Source organism: Nonomuraea sp. SYSU D8015, from assembly GCF_008065375.1.
In the GTDB taxonomy this organism is placed as follows: Bacteria; Actinomycetota; Actinomycetes; order Streptosporangiales; family Streptosporangiaceae; genus Nonomuraea.
The window spans coordinates 249592-268730 of the sequence record NZ_VJYI01000006.1 but is presented as its reverse complement, the minus strand read 5'-3'; the positions used below and the strand labels follow the sequence as shown (position 1 = coordinate 268730).

The 19139-nt window shown below is 71.3% G+C and carries 21 protein-coding genes; 4 read left to right on the top strand and 17 right to left on the bottom strand.

All coding sequences use genetic code 11. The annotated features are described in order from the left end of the window. Nucleotides 1-133: 133 nt before the first annotated feature. The 3 genes from ID574_RS26460 to ID574_RS26450 form a co-directional block, all read right to left on the bottom strand. On the bottom strand, nt 134-328 hold the full coding sequence (locus ID574_RS26460; protein ID WP_090938435.1) for a hypothetical protein: 195 nt from the start codon (nt 326-328) through the stop codon (nt 134-136). A 191-nt stretch (nt 329-519) separates the two neighbouring features. Next, nucleotides 520-795 carry an acylphosphatase gene (locus ID574_RS26455; protein WP_188191663.1) on the bottom strand — a complete coding sequence of 92 codons (276 nt, stop codon included), beginning with the start codon at nt 793-795 and terminating at the stop codon, nt 520-522. A gap of 31 nt (nt 796-826) precedes the next feature. Beyond that, nucleotides 827-1729: a LysR family transcriptional regulator gene (locus tag ID574_RS26450; RefSeq protein ID WP_188191662.1), complete on the bottom strand. Its 903-nt coding sequence runs from the start codon at nt 1727-1729 to the stop codon at nt 827-829. A gap of 92 nt (nt 1730-1821) precedes the next feature. On the opposite strand from ID574_RS26450, the gene ID574_RS26445 reads away from it, so the two are divergent. Next, nucleotides 1822-2979, top strand: coding sequence for an MFS transporter (locus tag ID574_RS26445; RefSeq protein ID WP_188191661.1), 1158 nt, complete (start codon nt 1822-1824; stop codon nt 2977-2979). Here ID574_RS26445 and mutM read toward each other — a convergent pair. From mutM to ID574_RS26405, 8 genes are all read right to left on the bottom strand, one after another. Next, complete coding sequence (gene mutM / locus ID574_RS26440; protein ID WP_188191660.1) at nt 2927-3772, bottom strand: bifunctional DNA-formamidopyrimidine glycosylase/DNA-(apurinic or apyrimidinic site) lyase; 846 nt, start codon at nt 3770-3772, stop codon at nt 2927-2929. The genes ID574_RS26445 and mutM overlap by 53 nt on opposite strands. 27 nt (nt 3773-3799) lie before the next feature. Next, nucleotides 3800-4531 carry a ribonuclease III gene (rnc, locus tag ID574_RS26435; RefSeq protein WP_188191930.1) on the bottom strand — a complete coding sequence of 244 codons (732 nt, stop codon included), beginning with the start codon at nt 4529-4531 and terminating at the stop codon, nt 3800-3802. 287 nt (nt 4532-4818) lie between these two features. Then, complete coding sequence (gene rpmF, locus ID574_RS26430) at nt 4819-4998, bottom strand: 50S ribosomal protein L32 (protein ID WP_082535183.1); 180 nt, start codon at nt 4996-4998, stop codon at nt 4819-4821. A gap of 1 nt (nt 4999) precedes the next feature. Then, entirely contained in the window at nt 5000-5569 is a 570-nt protein-coding gene (locus tag ID574_RS26425; RefSeq protein ID WP_188191659.1) for a YceD family protein, read from the bottom strand. A gap of 121 nt (nt 5570-5690) precedes the next feature. Then, on the bottom strand, nt 5691-6170 hold the full coding sequence (gene coaD / locus ID574_RS26420) for a pantetheine-phosphate adenylyltransferase (protein WP_188191658.1): 480 nt from the start codon (nt 6168-6170) through the stop codon (nt 5691-5693). Between the two features lie 14 nt (nt 6171-6184). After that, complete coding sequence (rsmD, locus tag ID574_RS26415) at nt 6185-6751, bottom strand: 16S rRNA (guanine(966)-N(2))-methyltransferase RsmD (RefSeq protein ID WP_188191657.1); 567 nt, start codon at nt 6749-6751, stop codon at nt 6185-6187. Between the two features lie 496 nt (nt 6752-7247). Continuing rightward, nucleotides 7248-9431 (bottom strand): ATP-dependent DNA helicase RecG, encoded by a 2184-nt coding sequence (gene recG / locus ID574_RS26410; RefSeq protein ID WP_188191656.1) that lies wholly within the window; start codon nt 9429-9431, stop codon nt 7248-7250. Nucleotides 9432-9509: 78 nt separating this feature from the next. Further along, nucleotides 9510-11054: a DAK2 domain-containing protein gene (locus tag ID574_RS26405; protein WP_188191655.1), complete on the bottom strand. Its 1545-nt coding sequence runs from the start codon at nt 11052-11054 to the stop codon at nt 9510-9512. A gap of 218 nt (nt 11055-11272) precedes the next feature. Here ID574_RS26405 and rpmB point away from each other — a divergent pair, with 218 nt between their 5' ends. Next, entirely contained in the window at nt 11273-11458 is a 186-nt protein-coding gene (gene rpmB, locus ID574_RS26400; protein ID WP_043618345.1) for a 50S ribosomal protein L28, read from the top strand. Nucleotides 11459-11555: 97 nt separating this feature from the next. On the opposite strand, the gene thiD is transcribed toward rpmB, so the two are convergent. From thiD to ID574_RS26385, 3 genes are all read right to left on the bottom strand, one after another. Then, nucleotides 11556-12350, bottom strand: coding sequence for a bifunctional hydroxymethylpyrimidine kinase/phosphomethylpyrimidine kinase (thiD, locus tag ID574_RS26395; protein WP_188191654.1), 795 nt, complete (start codon nt 12348-12350; stop codon nt 11556-11558). Nucleotides 12351-12366: 16 nt separating this feature from the next. Then, entirely contained in the window at nt 12367-14238 is a 1872-nt protein-coding gene (locus ID574_RS26390; RefSeq protein ID WP_188191653.1) for a hypothetical protein, read from the bottom strand. Nucleotides 14239-14507: 269 nt separating this feature from the next. Then, on the bottom strand, nt 14508-15476 hold the full coding sequence (locus tag ID574_RS26385; protein ID WP_188191652.1) for a thiamine-phosphate kinase: 969 nt from the start codon (nt 15474-15476) through the stop codon (nt 14508-14510). A gap of 47 nt (nt 15477-15523) precedes the next feature. Between ID574_RS26385 and ID574_RS26380 the strand changes: the two genes are divergently transcribed. Beyond that, the gene (locus ID574_RS26380) at nt 15524-15757 is read left to right on the top strand and encodes an Lrp/AsnC family transcriptional regulator (RefSeq protein ID WP_188191651.1); all 234 of its coding nucleotides are present in this window, start codon (nt 15524-15526) and stop codon (nt 15755-15757) included. Nucleotides 15758-15770: 13 nt separating this feature from the next. Further along, on the top strand, nt 15771-16196 hold the full coding sequence (locus ID574_RS26375) for a DUF3515 family protein (RefSeq protein ID WP_188191650.1): 426 nt from the start codon (nt 15771-15773) through the stop codon (nt 16194-16196). Here ID574_RS26375 and ID574_RS26370 read toward each other — a convergent pair whose 3' ends face one another. The 3 genes from ID574_RS26370 to ID574_RS26360 all read right to left on the bottom strand — a co-directional run bounded on the left by ID574_RS26370 (nt 16197) and on the right by ID574_RS26360 (nt 19081). After that, nucleotides 16197-17291 (bottom strand): D-alanine--D-alanine ligase family protein, encoded by a 1095-nt coding sequence (locus ID574_RS26370; RefSeq protein ID WP_188191649.1) that lies wholly within the window; start codon nt 17289-17291, stop codon nt 16197-16199. A gap of 64 nt (nt 17292-17355) precedes the next feature. Next, nucleotides 17356-18366: an NAD(P)H-dependent glycerol-3-phosphate dehydrogenase gene (locus ID574_RS26365; RefSeq protein ID WP_188191648.1), complete on the bottom strand. Its 1011-nt coding sequence runs from the start codon at nt 18364-18366 to the stop codon at nt 17356-17358. 4 nt (nt 18367-18370) lie between these two features. Continuing rightward, a complete protein-coding gene (locus ID574_RS26360) occupies nt 18371-19081 on the bottom strand; it encodes a lysophospholipid acyltransferase family protein (RefSeq protein WP_188191647.1) in 711 nt (236 codons plus the stop codon). Nucleotides 19082-19139: the final 58 nt, after the last annotated feature.

Genomic DNA, 19139 nt, shown 5'->3' with positions numbered 1-19139 from the left:
AAGCCTACTGGTCCTCACTGCCCGACGTGGGCATGTACAGTCCGGGACGGCCTTGACCAGGGCTTTCCGTATCAGGGCAAATAACGAGGGACGCCTCTCCGAGACGTCCCTGGGTCTTGCGCTCCGATCACTCTCAGGTGAGTGCCGGCTCGCGCTCTTGCATGCGGCTGAGCGCCTCGTCGCGGGTTTGCGCCGCAAGAGCGTCATTCGTGGCCTGAAGTCGGATGAGTTCTGCCTCCAGGTCACGGATACGCTGCTGCAAGCGGCGCATTTCCGAGACCATCCGAGGGTCAGGACCGCCGACGTGGCCGAGTAGAGCCTTCGCCATGGTAAAGGGTCCTCCACGCTGAGTGACCAGACTGGTTCGCGCACTTCTATTCCGCGGGAGGGGTGCGCGTGGTACCTAACAAGAGTCGCACCGGCAGTGTGGGCGGTCAAGTCGAACAAGCCGCTGCGCCCTTACTGATGGGCACTCCCGACATACAACTATACCCTATTTGGGCGGTTTAACGGAAGGCGCTACCGCTCCACAAAACCGCCCAAACTACCTCGGGGTTCGCTCCACCGTTCCACTACTCCATCGACCCTGCCCGGCGTGTCGCAACCTCTCAGCAGCTCGAGCAGCTTGACGCAGTGCTCGCGGGGCCCCTCGGCGACCACCTCCACCCTGCCGTCTTCGGTGTTGCGCGCCCACCCGGTCAGGCCCAGCTCCAAGGCCCGCGCCCGGGTCCACCAGCGGAACCCCACACCTTGGACCCTCCCCCGTACCCAGGCCGTCAACCTGGCGTTTTCCATATTTTCTTGCATATTTCCTCCCCAAAAGGTCTTACGCGACAAGCGCCTCCACCCCCAGCGCGTGCCCCGCCGCCGCCTCGTCGAACGCCCTGACCACCGCCGTCTCCGCCGCCCGCACCCAGGCCAGGCCCAAGATCGACGGAGGCAGTCCCGTGACGGGAACGAAGCGTATGTCGGGGCGCTGGTGGTGGTCCGCCGTGGGGGCGCAGAACAGCATCCCGCCCCTGCCGAGCGCCACCTGGGTCAGACCCTCCTGAGTGGTCGCGACAGTTCCGGCCCGGGGAATCGGACGACCGGAAGGGGTTACGGATGGCGCAACCCGTTCGCGCCACCAGCGCGGGGCGGGGCCCTCCACCCCGATCAGGGGCACCGAGGCCAACTCCTCCACGCCGATGCTCGCGCGCGCGGCCAGCGGGTGGCGGGCGGAGAGGCCGAGCCGGTAGGGGACCCGGTTCAGCGCCGCGCCCGTGACGAGGTCGGGCTCGTCCACCGGCAGCAGGGTGAACGCCAGGTCCACCTGTCCGGTGCGGAGCTTGCCGTACGGGTCGGAGAGCGGGATCTCCACCAGTTCCACCTCGCCGCCCGGGTGGCGGCGCTCGAAGGCCCGTACGCTGCCCGTGACGGCGTCTGTGGGCGTGGCCAGGAAGCCGACCCTCAGCACCCCCGTCACCTCGCGAGCGGCCGCCTTGGCGCGGCTCACGGCGTTCGCCAGACCCTCGTAGGAGGGCCTCAGGTCCGCCAGGAAGCGTTCACCGAGGGGTGTCAGGCGCACCCGGCGGCTGGTGCGGTCGAAGAGCCTGCCGCCGATCCTGGTCTCCAGGGAGCGCATGAGCTGACTCACCCGGCCCGGCGACAGGTAGAGGCGCTCGGCCGTACGCGCGAAGTGCAATTCCTCACACAACACCACGAAGCACTCAAGCTCCCTGAAGTCCATTTCCCACCTCCGGGCGATCGCTTAGCCTCACTAAACCAAGCCTTCGATCTTCGTCATTGTTCCCGCCGGCGGGCCGGCAGAAGGCTGAGGGCATGACAACCCTCGTTTCCACGCCCGTACGGGCGCGCTGGCTCGCCGTGTCCTCGCTCGCCGTGGGCACCTTCACGCTCGTGACCAGCGAGATGCTCCCTGTCGGCCTGTTGACCTCGATCGCCTCTGACCTCGGCGTGTCCGCGGGCACGGCGGGGCTGACGATGTCGGCGCCCGGTCTGGTCGCCGCGGTCTCCGCCCCCGTGCTGGCGCTGGCCGCCCGCCGGCTCGACCGCCGGACCGTGCTGCTGGGCCTGATGGCGCTGCTGGCCGCGGCCAACCTGGTGGCCGCACTGGCGCCCGGCTACCCGGTCATGCTGGCGGCGCGGGTGCTGACGGGGGTGAGCATCGGCGGATTCTGGGCCTTCGCGGCCGGGCTGGGCGTGCGGCTGGTGCCGGAGCGGCAGGTCGGGCGGGCCACGTCGATCATCTTGGCCGGGGTGTCGGTGGCGTCGGTGCTGGGGGTGCCGGCGGCGACGCTGGTCTCGTCGTTCGCCGGGTGGCGTACGGCGTTCGCCGCTCTGGGCGTGGTGGCCCTGGCCCTGCTCGCTTTGCTGGCCGCGACGCTGCCCCCGCTCCCCGGCGAGGGTCCCGTCCGAGGGGGAGGCGTCCCCGGCCCGCTCAAGGTCGTCCTGGTGCTGACCGTCCTGATCGTGTCCGGCCACTTCGCGGCCTACACCTACGTCCGGCCGTTCCTGGAGCAGGTCTCGCACGCCGGTCCGGGGCTCGTGAGCGCGGCTCTCCTGCTGTACGGGGCCGCGGGCGTGCTCGGCAACTTCGCCGCCGGCGCCCGGGCGGCCAGAGATCCCCGGCCGGTCCTGATCGCCCTGGCCGCCCTCATGGCCCTGGCCACGGCGGCGCTGCCGTTCGTCGGCCTGCCGCTTGCCCTGCTCGTGGTGTGGGGGCTGGGTTACGGCGGCGTTGGGGTGACCCTGCAGCTGTGGATCATGCGGTCGGGCGGCGGCGAGCTGGGCACGGCCCTGTTCGTCGGGGCGTTCAACGTCTCCATCGCGCTCGGCTCGCTGGCCGGCGGCCGGCTCGTGGACGGCGTGTCGATCTCGGCGGTGATGTGGCTGGGGTCGGCGCTCAGCGTGCTGGCGGCAGTCGTCACCGGGGCCGCCGCTGGCATCGCGGGCAGGAGTAGGACGAGCGGTTCATGAACGCCTCCCGCCTGATCGGGGTGCCGCAGCGGGAGCACGGCAGGTCGCGGCGGCCGTACACCTCCAGCGAGCGGTCGAAGTAGCCGCTCTCGCCGTTGACGTTGACGTACAGGCTGTCGAACGACGTGCCGCCCTGCTCGAGCGCGGCACCCATGACCGTGCGGACGGCGGCCACGAGCTCGGCGATCTTGGGGCGGGTGAGCGTGTGCGTGGGGCGGGCCCAATGGAGCCTGGCGATCCACAGCGCCTCGTCGGCATAGATGTTGCCGACGCCGCTGATCAGCGACTGGTCGAGCAGCGCCCGCTTGATCTCGGTGCGTCTGGCTCTGAGCCTGCGGGCGAAGCCGTCCTCGTCGAACGCCGCCTCGAACGGGTCGGGGGCGATGTGCGAGATCGGCTCCGGCGTCCCGTCCGCCAGGGCGGTGAGCATGACGTGGCCGAACGTGCGCTGGTCGACGAAGCGAAGGTCGGGGCCGCCGTCCTCGAAGCGCAGGCGGACCCGCAGGTGCTTCTCCGGCGGCGTGTCCTGCGCCACGACGAGCAGCTGGCCGCTCATCCCCAGGTGGGCCATGAGCGCCTCCTCGGCGCCCGACAGCGGCAGCCACAGGTATTTGCCGCGACGCTCCGCGGAGAGCACCGCGCGGCCCTTGAGCCGCGCGGCGAACTCGTCGGCCCCCGGCACGTGACGCCTGATGGCGCGGGGGTGGAGCACCTCCGCCTCGGCGATCTCCCGGCCGACGACCCACTCGGCGAGGCCGCGCCTGACGACCTCCACCTCCGGCAACTCCGGCAACCCGGACCTCCTGCGCTTCGGGGGCGCTCAGCCCGCGGGCTGGCTCTCGCGCTGGCTCTCCCGCTGCTCGCGGCGGGCCCTGATGCGGGTCCACGCCGCCTCGGCCGCCTGCTGCTCGGCCTCCTTCTTGCTTCGGCCGGTGCCCGAGCCGTAGGACTCGCCGCCGACCCGCACCATGGCCGTGAACGACTTGGCGTGGTCGGGGCCGCTCTCCTCGACGTGGTATTCGGGCACGCCGAGCGCCTCGGAGGCGGTCAGCTCCTGCAGCGAGGTCTTCCAGTCGAGCCCCGCGCCGAGCGAGGCCGAGCGGACGATCAGCGGGTCGAACAGCAGGTGCACCACCCGGAACGCCTCGTCGAGACCCTTGTCGACGTAGATCGCGCCGATCAGGGCCTCCAGCGTGTCGGCCAGGATGGACGACTTGTCACGCCCGCCCGTGCCCTCCTCGCCCCGGCCGAGCCGCAGGAACCGGCCCAGGCCGAGCCCCCGGGCCACGTCGGCCAGCGCCCGCATGTTGACCACCGCGGCCCGCAGCTTGGCCAGCTGGCCCTCGGGGAGGTCGGGGTGGTTGCGGTAGAGGGTGTCGGTGACGACCAGGCCCAGCACCGAGTCGCCCAGGAACTCCAGGCGCTCGTTGGTGGGCAGGCCGCCGTTCTCGTACGCGTAGGAGCGGTGCGTCAGCGCGCGCTCCAGGATGTCGGGGTCGAGACCGACGGAAAGGACCTGCTCCAGCTCGTCTCTGGCGACCTCCACGGCCACCGGCTTAGGACCTGCGCCCACGTGCTTCCTCCTCGGACATCTTCACATGGCGCGACGACTGCGGAAGATGCCCGAAAACGTGGTGGGCGTCGGGGTAACGCGTAGCCCCGGCGTCCACCACGGCCGCGGGCGAACCGCCGCCGCACGCATCTGAGACGGTAACGCCGACCGAGGCACAATTGCACTCGGTCGGCATCACGTCAACTGCTGACGGGAAACCCGCGCCGCGGACTGCCGCCCCGATGTCTTCCATGCGGCGGTCCAACGTCGGGTTCCTTGTCAGAGGATCAGGCGGACGGCTCGACGACCTGACGACGGTTGTAGGTGCCGCAGGTGGGGCACGCGATGTGCGGCTGCTTGGGCGAACGGCACTGCGGGCAGCTCACCAGGGCGACGGCAGTCGTCTTCCACTGGGAGCGACGGGCGCGGGTGTTGCTCCGCGACATCTTTCGCTTCGGGACGGCCACGTCACTTCTCCTGATCGTTATCTTTGTCGGCAATCAGACCTTGCAACGACGCCCAGCGGGCGTCGATCTTCTCGTGCCGGTGATCCGCGCCGGCCTCGGCCAGCTTGATCCCGCACTCCGCGCAGAGCCCTTCGCAGTCCTCGCGGCACACCGGGCTCAACGGCAGTGCGAGCACCACCGCGTCGCGGAAGGTCGGCTCGAGGTCGAGCAGCTCACCGTCGAGCAGCGAGTCGTCCTCCGAGGCGTCCTCGTCGGAGTAGAAGAACAGCTCCTGCAGGTCGACCTCGATGTCCGAGGAGACCGGGTCCAGGCACCGCGCGCACTCCCCCGCGAGCGGGGCCTGCGCCGTGCCAGAGACGAGCACGCCTTCCATCACTGCTTCGAACCGGAGATCCAGCTCGACTTCGGCGTCCTTGGGGACGCCGATCATGTCGACGCCGAGATCCGCCGGTGCCGGGAGGGTCAGGGTCATCTGCCGCATCGTCCCCGGCCGCTTTCCCAGGTCATGGGTTGAGATCACCCACGGGGAGCGGGGGTCGAGGTGCTGAGTCATCCTGCTCTCGCTAGGCATGGCGAAGAGGATCGCCGTCGTACAAGGCCGAAATGAAAGGATAGCAGGCCCTGCGGGGAGCGAGCTCCCCGCATACCCCCCAGAGGCATCGGGCTTCGCGCGTTCTTTCGCTGCGCGGAAGCTAGCTTCCGCGCAGCCGCTCGATGAGCAGCTTGTGGACGAGGTCCGGCACGAGGCCCGACACGTCCCCACCATACCGGGCGATCTCCTTCACCCGGCTGGAGGACAGGAAAGAGTATTCGGGATTCGTCGGCATGAACAGCGTCTCGACGCCCGACAGACGGTAGTTGAGCTGGGCCATCTGCAACTCGTAGTCGAAGTCGCTGACCACCCTGATGCCCTTGACGATGGCGGGGATGTCGTTCTGCTTGCAGAAGTCCACCAGCAGGCCGTGGAACTTCCGTACCTTGACGTTGTCGAAGTCCTTGGTCACGGTCTGCAGGATCTCGATGCGTTCATCGACCGTGAACAGGCTGCTTTTCTCGACGTTGATGAGCACTGCCACGGTCACCTCGTCATACAGGCGGGCCGAGCGGCCGATGATGTCGAGGTGGCCATTGGTGATGGGGTCGAACGACCCCGGGCAGACTACGCGGCGCAAGACGCCTCCCAGGTCTACGGGTTCCCGGCGGCGCGACCGTACCAAACGGATGCTTCGCCATAACGACGGACCCTCTCCTCAACGTACCCCTCAGGCCACATCAGGGCTTTTCCCCGACTTTCCCGCTCGAAAGCCACCAACCCCTCAGCGACCAGCCAGCCGTTGTCGCGCAGCGCCTCCAGGACGGTCGTGACCTCGTCATCCGGCACGGCGTAGGGCGGGTCGGCGAAGACGATGTCGTACGGGGCGTCCGGCGACTTGGCCAGGACCCGCGCCACCTTGTCGGCCACCACGCGGGCGCCCTCCAGGCCCAGGGAGCGGACGTTTTCCTTGATCGTCCTCACGGCCTTCGGGTCGGACTCGACCATCACCGCCTCGGCGGCGCCGCGCGACAGGGCCTCCAGGCCGATCGCCCCGGACCCGGCGTACAGGTCGAGGAGGCGGACGTCGTGGAGTCCGTACAGTGAATCGAGCGTCAAGAAGATCCCTTCTCGGGCTCGATCGCTGGTCGGTCTCGTGCCGCGTCCCGGCGGCACGGCCAACCGCCGCCCACCCGCGCTCCCCGCGATGATCCGAGTCATGTGCCCCATTCTTTCGCATGTTCACGCAGGTCAAGAGTGGACAAGTGTCTGCCTCGACTGCGCAAGGGTGATTCACATCGGTGCGGTGGGCCCGCATGATGATTCATGCGGCCTTCGAGGTGACCCACACGAAGGCCGACCGGCGTGATCGTGAGCCCTTCCGCACGCCGGTTCCCTCGGCACCTGACCCGAGGGTGGGCCCAGCCGGGGACGGCATTCGGGGGGAGGCCGTCCCCGCGGCTGGGTCCTTTTTCCTTTTCGGTCACGCGTTGCCGTGGTCCGCCACCGCAGCCCTCTCGCCGCACCGGCGCCTCACCGCTCCCGCCACCTCGCCGCACCGGCGCCGGGCCGGTCCCCGCCAAGCGAAGCGCCCCACGGCACCTCGCCCCATCAGACCGTCCGCGAGAGCCACGCCCCGTCGCCGGCCGAGCGCCGCACACGTCGCGCCGCACACCGCCGCACACCGCCTCGCCGCCTGGGCGCGCGGGGCAGGGGGTCAGGCCTTCTCCAAGTACTCGGCTCGTTCGTCGGCCAGCAGGCGGTCGATTTCGGCTCTCAGGCCCTCGTGAGCCGTCAGGGACGGGTCTTCCGAGAGAAGCGCGGCCGCTTCCTCTCTGGCCGTGGCGATGACGTCCTCGTCGCGCAGGAGTTGCAGCAGCTTCAGCGACGATCGTTTGCCGGACTGCGCCGCCCCGAGCACGTCGCCCTCCCGCCGCTGCTCCAGATCGACCCGCGACAGCTCGAAGCCGTCCAGGGTGGCGGCCACCGCGTCCAGGCGGGCGCGGGCCGGGGTGCCCTCGGGGAAGTCGGAGACCAGGAGGCACAGGCCGGGGAGGCCGCCGCGGCCCACGCGGCCGCGCAGCTGGTGGAGCTGGGAGACGCCGAAGCGGTCGGCGTCCATGATGATCATGACGGAGGAGTTGGGCACGTCGACGCCCACTTCGATGACCGTCGTGGCGATCAGGACGTCGAGCTCGCCCCGCGAGAAAGCCCGCATGACCGCGTCCTTCTCCTCCGGCGGCAGCTTGCCGTGCAGGGTGCCGACGCGCAGGTCGTGGAAGGGGCCCTGGGTGAGGAGCTCGGCGACGTCGAGGACGGCCAGCGGCGGGCGGCGCTCGTCGTCACCCGACGCGATCGCGATCTCCATGTCCCCCTCGTCGCCCTCCAGGTCGCCGATGCGGGGACACACGATGTACGCCTGCCGCCCCAGCGCCACCTCCTCCCGCACCCGCTCCCAGGTGCGCTCGAGGTAGTGGGGCTTCTCCGCGGCAGGCACGACGTGTGTGGTGATGGGGGCGCGCCCGGACGGGAGCTGGGACAGCGTCGAGACCTCAAGGTCGCCGAAGACCGTCATGGCGACCGTGCGCGGGATCGGGGTGGCCGTCATGACCAGGACGTGGGGGCGCCCGTCTCCCGCCTTCTCCCGCAGCGCGTCGCGCTGCTCAACCCCGAACCGGTGCTGCTCGTCGACCACCACCAGCCCGAGGTCGGCGAACTGCACGTGCTCCTGCAGCAGCGCGTGCGTGCCGACGACGATGCCGGCGTTGCCCGAGGCGGCGTCGAGCAGGGCCGATCGCCGCGCGGCCGCGCCCATGGAGCCGGTGAGCAGCGTGACGGCCGTGCCGCCGAACATGCCGCCCTGCGCCAGGTCTCCCAGCATCGCGGTGATGGAGCGGTGGTGCTGCTGGGCGAGCACCTCCGTGGGCGCCAGGAGCGCGGCCTGCCCGCCCGCGTCGACCACCTGCAGCATCGCCCGCAGCGCCACCACCGTCTTGCCCGCGCCGACCTCGCCCTGCAGCAGCCGGTGCATGGGGTGCTCGCAGGCGAGGTCGGCCGCGATCTCCTCGCCGACCAGCGCCTGCCCCTCCGTCAGCGAGAACGGCAGCCGCTTGTCGAACTCGGCCAGCATGCCGTCATCGCGCCGCGGCCGAGGCTTGGCCGGCCACGCGGTGGCCGCCTGGCGGCGCTGCAGGAGCACGGCCTGCAGGACGAACGCCTCGTCGAACTTCAGCCGCTTGCGTGCCCGCCCCACCTCGGCGAAGTCTTTGGGCCGGTGAATGGACACCAGCGCCTCGGCCAGCGGCTGCAGGCCGTGGCGGGCCCGCAGGCCGGCGGGGAGCGGATCGTCCAGCGGGCCGAGCGTGTCGAGCACGATGCCGATCGCGCGCCTGATCGCCCACGGCGTCAGATCCTTGCCCGCCGGGTAGATCGGCACCGGCGCCGCCGCGAACTCCTCCGCGCTCCCCTCGCTCTCCTCGAACAGCTCGAACTCCGGATGCGCGAGCTGCCAGCGCGGCCTGCCCCTGGACCCGAACAGCCCCACCTTGCCGGCGAACATGCCGCGCCGCCCCGGCTTGAGCCGCGACTCGGCCACGTGGGAGCCCTTGCCGAAGAACGACAGGTAGATCTTGTTGCCGTCGCCGTCGACGACCTCGACCTCCAGCCAGGTGCCGCCGCGGTTGCGCATGGGCTTGCGCATGAGCCTGGTCACCTCGCCGACCACGGTGACGTGCTGATCGACCTCGATCGCGTCGAGCGTGGTCAGCTCGCCGCGCTCGGCGTAGCGGCGCGGATAGTGGCGCAGCAGGTCGCCGACCGTCTCCAGGCCGAGCACGCTGTGCAGCAGCTTGGCGGTCTTCGGGTCGAGCGCCTTCGTCAGAGGCTCGTCGAAACGACTCACGGCATTAAGTTCTACCGCCTGCGGCCGACAGGAATCCTCCCTCGCCGCGGGCGCGTCACCCCACGGCTGTCAGCAGCGTCACTCCACCCCGATCAGCAGGGGGTAGCCGCCCTGCTCGCCGTCGTATACGACCAGGTCCACGTCCGGCCTCGTACGTCGCAAACGCTCCTCGATGTGGGCGGCCAGGCGCGCCGGGGCGTCCGCGCCCGTGACCAGGGTCACCAGCTCGCCGCCTCCCGCCACCATCCGATCCACGATCATCGCGGACACCTGCTCCAGCGCGCCGCCGATCACCGCCACGTCGCCTTCGATGAGGCCGAGCACGTCCCCGGGACGGCACACCCCGGCGCTCGTGAAAGCCTCCCTGTCGGCCACCGTCACGTGCCCGTACCTGGTCTGGCCCGCCGCGTCGGTCATGGCCACCACGTCGTCGTCGAAGCGGCGCAAGGGGTCGTGCACGGCCAGGGCCGCCAGCCCCTGCACGGTCGCCTTGGTGGGCAGCACGCTGACCGCGACGCCGTCCTCGCGGGCGATCTCGGCCGCCGCGGCGGCGACGGAGCCGACGCCCTCGTCGTTCGGCAGGACCGCGACCTCGCTGCCGGCCTGCCTGATCGCGGCGAGGAGGGCGGGGAGCGGGGGCTTGGCGCCGGGCGCGCGGCGCACCACGACGGCCCCGCACTCCTCGAACAGCGCGGCGATCCCGTCGCCCGCGGCGACGGCCACCACGCCCCTGCCCGCGCTCGCGCGATGGGTCCGCTCGGCCAGGTACGTGATCCGGATGCGGTGCGGCCGCCCCGCCCGCACGCCGGCCTCGACGGCGGGCCCGGCCTCGGGCACGTGGACGTGCACGTTCCACAGGCCCTCGCCGCCGACCACGACGAGCGAGTCGCCCATGGCGTCGAGCTCCGCGCGCAGCGCCGCCACCGCCCGGTCGTCGGCGTCCAGCAGGTACATCACCTCGTAGCCCGCCCCGACCTCGGTCATCGGCGTCACCCGCGCGGTCGGCGCGGGCACGTCGTAGTGGCCGTCGTAGGAGTCGGTGATCACGGCGGCCAGGGTCTCCAGCACGATCGCCGCGCCGGCGCCGCCCGCGTCCACGACCCCGCTGCGGCCCAGCACGTCCAGCTGTTCGGGGGTGCGCCGCAACGCCGCCCGCGCCTCCCCCGCCGCCTGCCTCGCCACCTCGCTCAGGTCCCCGTCGAGCTCCTGTACGGCCCGCGCGGCCGACTCCAGCACGCTCAGCACCGTGCCCTCGACCGGCCTGGCCACGGCCTCCCTGGCCAGGAGGGCGGCCCTGTGCAGCCCGGCGCGCAGATCGTGGCCGTCCTTGAGCACCTCGGCGAGCCCGCGCAGCGCCTGGCTGACGATCACCCCGGAGTTGCCGCGGGCCCCGACCAGGGCGCCGTACGAGAGGGTCTGCCACACCACGGCCGCGTCCACGTCCTCGGGCAGCGACTCGACGGCCTCGGCCGCGGACAGCATGGTGAGGTGCAGGTTGGTGCCGGTGTCGCCGTCGGCGACCGGGAACACGTTGAGCGCGTCGATCTCCGTCCTGGCCCGGCCGAGGGCGTCGGCCGCCAGGCGGGCCCAGCGGCGCACCGCGGGCGGGTCGAGGATCTTCATCTGCGATGCCTCCAGCCCGAATGCGCTACTGTTGTTGGAGGAGAATATCTCCGTGCCGGGCCAAGTGGAGCGCTCGTCAGTGCTCGGTCCAGTGCTCCGGTTCGCGCCCAGCGGTGTGGATCGGATATTCTCGTCTGGCTGGCCGGTTGTCCCGGCATGCCCTCCGCCCGGAAAGCATCCGCGGACAGGGCTACATCGACTGTTTTAAGGAGCGAACCGTGGCTTCCGTCTGCGATGTTTGCCGCAAGGGCCCGACCTTCGGTAACAACGTGTCCCACTCGCACCGCCGCACCCGTCGTCGTTGGAACCCCAACATCCAGACGGTCCGCGCGGTCGTCGGCGGCACCCCGAAGAAGCTGAACGTGTGCACCTCGTGCATCAAGGCGGGCAAGGTCACCCGCTAGTTCCCGCTTTCGCGCAAGCCCGTCGCTCCTCAGGGAGCCACGGGCTTTTGCGTTTTCGTCCCCCGGCACGTTTCCTGGTCCACGGCCGGATCGGCGCTCAGCGCCAGCGCCAGGCGTGGTCCACGGGGCCGATGCCGTCGCCCAGGGGGAAGCCGCGGGCGATGGCGCCCGTCACGTACTCCTTCGCCTTGGCCACCGCGTCCGGCACCTCGTCGCCCAGCGCCAGCCGCGAGGCGATGGCCGAGGCCAGCGTGCAGCCCGTGCCGTGGGTGTGGCGGTTGTCGAGGCGCTCGGCGGCGAAGCGGTATTCGCTCGTGCCGTCCGTGAGCAGGTCGACGGGGTCGCCGGGAAGGTGGCCGCCCTTGATGAGCGCCCACGTGGGCCCCAGCTCCAGTACGGCGTCCGCGGCCCGGCGCAGGCCGTCCTCGTCCTCCACCTTGACCGAGGTGAGCTGCTCCACCTCCCACAGGTTGGGCGTCGCCACGGTCGCCACGGGCAGCAGCCGCGTCCGCACCGTCTCGACGGCCTCCGGCGCCAGCAGCGGATCGCCGTGCTTCGACACCCCCACGGGATCGACCACGACGGGCGCGGCATAGGCGCCCAGCACCTCGGCCACGGTGGCCACCAGCACCGGCGAGGCCAGCATGCCGGTCTTGACCGCCTGGGCGCCGATGTCGCCCAGCACGGAGTCGAGCTGCGCCCGCACGGCCTCGGGCGGCAGCTCCCAGTAGCCCTGGACGCCGAGCGAGTTCTGCGCGGTCACCGCCGCGATGACGCTCATGCCGTGCACGCCCATGGCCAGCATGGTCTTCAGATCGGCCTGGATGCCCGCGCCGCCGCCCGAGTCGGAGCCGGCGACGGTCAGCACGCGGGGAGGGGTCGAAACCGTCATGTCCCCATCCAACCACTCAGCTGACGGCGCACTCCCCACTCACCATGCCGCACGTCTGGGCCTCCACGCCCCTGCCCGTGGCGGTGAACGAGACCTCGGCCGTGGCTCCCGCCGACAGCGACGCCGCCAGGTCCAGGATCAGCAGGTCGCCGTCCTGGGTCCATTCGGCGCCGGTCACGTCCAGGACCCGGCCCTCGACGGGCACGGAGACCGTGGGCCTGTCCAGCGTCTCCTCAGAGGTGTTCGAGAGCGTCAGCTCGGCCACGTACGTGGTCAGGCGCTGCCTGATCGTCTGGCTGACGCTCACCGAGCCGCCGTTGGGCCCACCGGGCAAGGGCCCCTCGCTGGGCGTGGCGCTGACGACCGGCTCGCCGGTGTCCAGCGGCGAAGGGTTGTCGGTCGGTGTGAGCGTCTCAGTCTCCTCGGCGGTCGGCTCCGGCGACTCCGCCGGCTCCGTCGGTTCCTGGGTCTTCTTCGCCCTGGTCTTGGTCGGCGTCGGCTTCGGCGTGGGCGTCGTGGTCCGGCGCGGCGCGCGGGCGGCGTACGTGGGCGTGGGCGTCGGCGTCTCGGAGGGCGTGGTCTCCTCTTCCTCCGGCGCCGGCTCCTCCTCGGGCTCGGGCTCCTGCCCCGCCGGAGTGTCGGAGACCCCGGGGGTGGGCGGAGTGGATGTGGCCTGTACGGCCGCGCACGTGGCGCCCGCGCAGTCGGCGGCCCCGCTGGAGCTCATGAGCTTGACGCCCGCCACGGTGCCGCCGAGCACGACGGCCACGGCGGCCACGGACAACAGCGCTACCCGGCCCCTGCCGCCTCCTGACGGAGCGGCGAGCAACTCGCCGCCGCCTGCGCCGCCGCCTCCGCCGCGGGCGCCCTTGGCCTTGCGCCGGCCGCGGCGGCCCTTGGGCTCGTCGGACTCGTCCAGGCCGGAGTCCGACGACCAGCCGGAGCCCAGGAACCCGGTCTCGGCCTCCGCCCACGCCGGGGTCTGGATGGCCGTCGGCTCGCCTGCCACCTTGATGTCGCCCGGCTCGGGCGGTCCGCCGGGCATGGGAGGGGGATCCCCCGGCCGGTCGAACCTGGCCGTCCGGTCCGCGGGCCCGTCGAAGGCGCCGTTACCGCCGTCCGGGTCGTCGAAGAAGGCGCTTCCGGGCATGTCCGGCCCGTCGAGGAAGGGACTCCTCCGCTCGTCCGGCCCGCCGAAGGGGCCGTTGCCGCCCTCGGGTCCGCTGAAGGGGCCGTTGTCAGCGTCGGGGCCGTCGAAGGAGCCGATGCCGCGTCTTGGCCGGCCGAAAGGGTCCGTTCCACCTGCCGGCTGGCCGAAGGGGTCCGTTCCGCCTGCCGGCCGGTCGAAGGGAGCGGTTCCGCCGGTGGGCGCGTCGAAGGGGGGACCGCCGAAGACGGCGGTGCGCTCGGCAGGCGCGTCGAAGGGGCCGTCACCGGATCGCGGGCCACCGGGCCGGTCGAAGGCTCCCGGCACGTCGAAGGCGCCGGTCACGGGGCCGTCGAAGGCCTGAGGCCCGCCACCGAGGCCCGGAGCACCGCCAGACCTCTGGCCGCCACCGGATCCCGGCGCACCGCCAGGACCGGGCGTGCTCATGGGGTCAAGAGCGTCCCTGGGGCCGGAGGCGTCGAAAGAGCCTGGACCGTTGGAAGGACCGCCCGGGGCGCCGGGCGACGCGTCCCAGTCCAGGGGGCGCGCGAAGGCGCCCGTCGTCTCAAAAGGGCCGGCCTGGTCGCCGAAGGGACCGGACGGCGGCGGGAAGGCACCCGCAGGGTCGTTGGCCGGTGGGAGGCCGCCGGCGGAGTCGGTGGGCAGCGCGAAGGCCCCGGTGGTCTCGAACGGCTCGGGCTGCGGTCCGCGCGGCGGCGGCGCGCTCTCTCGCCGGGGCATCGGGGCCCACTGCCCCGTCACCTCGGGCCGGTCCGGCAAGGACGGCCAGCCCGGCGCCTCACCCGGGTCGTCAGGACCCCAGAATGCGCTGCTCTCCCCCCGTTCTTCCCCGTCGTCGGATCCACCTGTGCCGTGGCGGCCCATGGCTGCCCTTTCTTCCGGTTACAGTGGCCGCCAATCTTCATAACACCTTTGCTACGCCGTTGTCACAGCAATCCCACTAGTCATACCCCAAATCGGGAAAATTTCACGTAAATCGGGACAAGTCATCACCGAAAGTGATCCCAGCCGCCGTGACCCAGCTCACGTCCATAGACCAGCACGCCTTCGCCCTCGACCACCCGGCCCACCACCTGCCATGACGCCGGCAGCCGTACCCCTGAAGGAAAGACCGCCGCAAGCGCGTGATCCTCGCCACCCGTGAGCACCAACTCCAGCGGATCGACCCCCAATTCCTTGGCCGCCGCGGCGACCGGCTCCCCCACGGTGAACGCCTGGGGATCCAGCTCGATCCGCACCCCGCTGGCCTTCGCGACGTGCCCGAGGTCCTGCAGCAGGCCGTCGCTGACGTCGAGCATCGCGCTCGCGCCCAGCTCGGCGGCCCGCACCCCCTCCGCGTACGGCGGACAGGGCCGCCGGTGCGCGGCCACGGCCTCCTGGAGCGCCCTGGAGTCGACCGGCGCCCCGGCGTCGAGCAGCGCCCACCCTGCGGCGGCGTGGCCGAGCCGGCCGGCGACCGCCACCACCTGCCCCGGTGCGGCACCCGCACGGGTCACCGGAGGCCGCCCGCCCAGGTCGCCCAGCGCCGTCACGCCGAGGACCACCAGGTCGCACCGGGTGACGTCGCCACCCGCCACGCTCGCGCCGGCTCCGGCGCACTCGTCGCGGAACCCGTCGGTCAGCCCGTCCAGCCACGCCACCGGCAGGTCCGCCGGCATCCCCAGCCCGACCACGATGGACGTCGGCCGGGCACCCATGGCCGCCACGTCCGCGAGGTTCTGCGCCGCGGCCTTACGGCCCACGTCATAGGCGCTGGACCAATCGCGGCGGAAGTGCCTACCCTCGATCAGCAAATCCGTGGACACCACGACGCGCCCGTCGGGCGCGCCGACCATCGCGGCGTCGTCACCCGGGCCCAGCATTACCGCCGCTCCCTGGGGCAGACGTCCGGTAATACGACTTACCACACCGAATTCGCCGAGATCTCCGACTGTGATGACGCACCTCCTGACGCACACAGGGTACGGTGGCCCTTCGGCGTGATCCAATCGCCCGGGAGGACGTAATGGTGCAGGCCTACATCCTTATTCAGACCGAGGTCGGCAAGGCCGCCGCCGTGGCTCGCGAGATTTCCGGGATTCCCGGTGTCACTCAGGCGGAGGACGTGACGGGTCCCTACGACGTGATCGTCCGCGCGGAGGCCCGAAACGTCGACGAGCTGGGCAAACTCGTCGTCGCACAGATTCAGGCAGTGGAGGGGATCACGCGTACGCTTACGTGTCCGATCGTTCACATATGAAGGTGGTCCTCGCATGCGTGCCGCCGCCGTCCTGCTCGTTCTCCTAGCACTCGCCGGTTGCGGTGGCACCGTCCAGGTCGAGCCGCCCGTGCCGCAGGGCCCCGCGGTGGCCGCCTGCGACACGCTGGCGACGCTGTTGCCCCAGACGCTCGACGGCGCCGCGCGCGGCGCCTCCACGCCGGAGTCGCCGTACGTGGCCGTCTGGGGTGACGGCGTGATCGCGCTGCGCTGCGGCGTGCCCAGGCCGGCCAGGATGGCGCCCACCGACCAGCTGCAGGAGATCGGCGGCGTGGGCTGGTTCGCCGATCCGGAGAGGCCCACGTTGTTCACCGCCGTGACCGACCCCGCCTATGTGGAGGTCACGATCGGCGGTGAGCACACGCCCGCCGAGGTGCTCTCGGACCTGTCGAAGCCGGTCGCCCAGATCTCCCAGCAATGATCATCGCAGCCCGGGCCGCCGCGACAGCGCCAGCTGGATCAGCCGGTCGACCAGCTCCGGATAGGGCACACCGGTGGCGGCCCACAGCTGCGGCGCCACCGACAGCGCGGTGAACCCCGGCATCGTGTTGATCTCGTTGAAGACCAGCCTGCCGTCGGGCGTGTAGAAGAAGTCGACCCGCGCGAGCCCCTCGCAGTCGAGCGCCTCGAACGCCCGCACGGCCATGGCCCGCAGCTCCTCGGACGTCTCCGCCGGGAGGTCGGCGGGCACGGTCAGCGACATCTGGTCGGGGTAGTACTTCGCCTCGAAGTCGAAGAACTCCTGCCCGCCCACGACCTTCACCTCGCCGGGCAGCGACGCCGCCGCGGGCTCGTCGCCGGACGACTCCAGCACCGCGCACTCGATCTCCCGGCCCTCGATCGCCGCCTCGATGAGCACCTTGGGGTCGTGCTGACGGGCGAACTCGACGGCCTCCTCCAGCTGGGGCCGGTCGTGGGCCTTGGAGATGCCCTGCGAGGACCCGGCCCTGGCGGGCTTGACGAACACCGGCCAGCCGAGCTCCTCGGCCTCCTTGAGCACCAGCTCGCGGTTGAGCCGCCAGTCGCGGTCGCGTACGACGACGTAGCGCCCCGTGGGCAGCCCCGCGGCGGTCATCACGGTCTTCATATGAGCTTTGTCCATGCCGACCGCGCTGGCCAGCACGCCGGAGCCGACGTAACGCACCCCGGCCATCTCGAGCAGCCCCTGGATGGTGCCGTCCTCCGCGAACGGCCCGTGCATCACGGGGAAGACCACGTCGACCTGGCCGAGCTCCACGGGGATGCTGCCCGGGTCGTACGCCACCAGCGAGGGGCCGCCGGAGGGCAGCGCCAGCGCCGCGCCCGAGGTGTCGACCACCGGCAGCTCGCCGCCCTCGATGGCGAACCGCTGGTCGGAAGCGGCCAGCACCCACCTGCCGTCCTGGGCGATCCCGATCGGGATCACCTCGTATTTGCTCCTGTCGATCACATCCAGCACACTGCCCGCGCCCATCAGGGACACGGCGTGCTCCGAATTGCGACCTCCGAAAACGACGGCGACGCGTGGCTTGCTCATGGTGTCCGAATCTACCGGGGTGTTCCGGGGACAGCGAGCCAAGCACGTGTTACGGCGTGCCCGGTCACACGCCGTAACGCTCTGGTTTGGGCGATCGCGACATGAGGAGCATTCCGGCCTCGGCCGGCGACATGCCATCGTGCACGACCCCGACGACGACCTCGGTGATCGGCATCTCCACGTCGTGCTTCCTGGCCAGCTGCAGCACCGACTCGCAGGACTTGACGCCCTCGGCGGTCTGCTTGGTGGCGGCGACGACCTCGGCCAGCGTCATGCCCCTACCGAGGTTCTCGCCGAAGGTGCGGTTGCGCGACAGCGGCGAGGTGCAGGTGGCGACCAGGTCCCCCATGCCGGCGAGCCCCGCGAACGTGTGGGGGTCGGCCCCGAGGGCCGCGCCCAGGCGGGAGATCTCGGCCAGGCCTCTGGTGATGAGCATGGCGCTGACGTTGTCGCCCATGCCCATGCCCGCGGAGACGCCCACGGCCAGCGCGATGACGTTCTTCACCGCGCCGCCGAGCTCGACGCCGACCACGTCGGGGTTGGTGTACGGGCGGAACCACGGCGGCAGGTGGCAGATCGCCTGGAGGCGCTCGGCGACCGACAGGTCCGTGCAGGCCACGACCGTCGCGGCGGGCTGGCGCTGGGCGATCTCCTTGGCCAGGTTGGGGCCCGAGACCACCGCGACCCGCTCCTCCGGCACCTCGGCGACCTCGCGGATCACCTCGCTCATCCGCTTGGTCGTGCCCAGCTCGATGCCCTTCATCAGGCTGACCAGGACCGCGCCGGCCGGGATGTGCTCGCGCCAGGCGGCCAGGTTGGGCCGCAGCATCTGCGACGGCACGGCCAGCACCACGAAGTCGGCCCCGTGGAGCGCCCGCTCCGGGTCCGTGGTGGCGCGCAGCGCGGGCGGAAGGTCGATGCCGGGCAGGTAGTCGGGGTTCGTGTGCGTGCGGTCGATCGCCTCGACCAGCTCAGGTCTTCGGCCCCACAACGTGACCTGGTTGCCTGCCTCGGTCAGAACCATCGCGAACGTGGTGCCCCACGAGCCCGTGCCGAACACGGCCACCTTTGTCATGCCATCACCGCCTGGCGGGATCATAGGGCGTCTCGGGGGCCTTCTCGCCACGCAACTCGGCCAACTGCTCGGTGACCGCCGCCATGATGTCGGCCGTGGCCTCGCGCAGGACGCCGGCCTGCAGCGGCTTGCCCTGGTATTTCGACAGGTCCACGGGTGGCCCCACGCTCACGCGGAACGTCTTGCGCGGGAACAGCCTGGGCTTCTTCTCACCGTACGGCAGCAGCTCGTGCGCCCCCCAGTGGGCCACCGGGATGACGGGGGCGCCGGTCTCCAGCGCCAGCCGCGCCACACCCGTCTTGCCCACCATGGGCCACAGAGAGGGGTCCCTGGTGCAGGTGCCCTCGGGGTAGAACAGGATCACGCACCCGTCACTGAGCCGCTCCTTCGACACCCGCAGCGACCTGGCGGCCTCGCTGCTGCCGCGTTCGACGGGGATGGCCAGCAGCGCCGTGACGGCCTTGCCCAAGAGGGGCACCTTGAACAGGGCCGCCTTGGCGAGGATTACCGGCCAGCGGCCGTTGTTGTAGAGGAAGTGCGACAGCAGGACCGGATCCGTCCAGGAGAGGTGGTTGGCCGCGATGATCAGGCCGCCGGTGCGGGGGATGCGCTCGCCGTGCCGCCAGTCCCGCTTGACCAGGAGCCGGGACAGCGGTTTCACCACAACTACTGCCAGGGTTTCCCAGAAACGCGATGGTCGCGTGGGGCGGCTCATGGTCTCCTCCTCCGGTGTGAGCCCCAAGTCTCCCCGTTGGCCGCATGGGATGTCGAGG

What these genes read in the sequence shown, in the direction of transcription:
- ID574_RS26405 (WP_188191655.1), bottom strand. Translation starts at nt 11,054, where the DNA reads ATGAAGATCCTCGACCCGCCCGCGGTGCGCCGCTGGGCCCGCCTGGCG.
- ID574_RS26365 (WP_188191648.1), bottom strand. Translation starts at nt 18,366, where the DNA reads ATGACAAAGGTGGCCGTGTTCGGCACGGGCTCGTGGGGCACCACGTTC.
- rsmD (WP_188191657.1), bottom strand. Translation starts at nt 6,751, where the DNA reads ATGACTCGGATCATCGCGGGGAGCGCGGGTGGGCGGCGGTTGGCCGTG.
- ID574_RS26455 (WP_188191663.1), bottom strand. Translation starts at nt 795, where the DNA reads ATGGAAAACGCCAGGTTGACGGCCTGGGTACGGGGGAGGGTCCAAGGT.
- ID574_RS26390 (WP_188191653.1), bottom strand. Translation starts at nt 14,238, where the DNA reads ATGCCCCGGCGAGAGAGCGCGCCGCCGCCGCGCGGACCGCAGCCCGAG.
- ID574_RS26460 (WP_090938435.1), bottom strand. Translation starts at nt 328, where the DNA reads ATGGCGAAGGCTCTACTCGGCCACGTCGGCGGTCCTGACCCTCGGATG.
- ID574_RS26375 (WP_188191650.1), top strand. Translation starts at nt 15,771, where the DNA reads ATGCGTGCCGCCGCCGTCCTGCTCGTTCTCCTAGCACTCGCCGGTTGC.
- thiD (WP_188191654.1), bottom strand. Translation starts at nt 12,350, where the DNA reads ATGACGGTTTCGACCCCTCCCCGCGTGCTGACCGTCGCCGGCTCCGAC.
- ID574_RS26370 (WP_188191649.1), bottom strand. Translation starts at nt 17,291, where the DNA reads ATGAGCAAGCCACGCGTCGCCGTCGTTTTCGGAGGTCGCAATTCGGAG.
- ID574_RS26425 (WP_188191659.1), bottom strand. Translation starts at nt 5,569, where the DNA reads ATGCCTAGCGAGAGCAGGATGACTCAGCACCTCGACCCCCGCTCCCCG.
- ID574_RS26380 (WP_188191651.1), top strand. Translation starts at nt 15,524, where the DNA reads ATGGTGCAGGCCTACATCCTTATTCAGACCGAGGTCGGCAAGGCCGCC.
- ID574_RS26360 (WP_188191647.1), bottom strand. Translation starts at nt 19,081, where the DNA reads ATGAGCCGCCCCACGCGACCATCGCGTTTCTGGGAAACCCTGGCAGTA.
- ID574_RS26450 (WP_188191662.1), bottom strand. Translation starts at nt 1,729, where the DNA reads ATGGACTTCAGGGAGCTTGAGTGCTTCGTGGTGTTGTGTGAGGAATTG.
- ID574_RS26445 (WP_188191661.1), top strand. Translation starts at nt 1,822, where the DNA reads ATGACAACCCTCGTTTCCACGCCCGTACGGGCGCGCTGGCTCGCCGTG.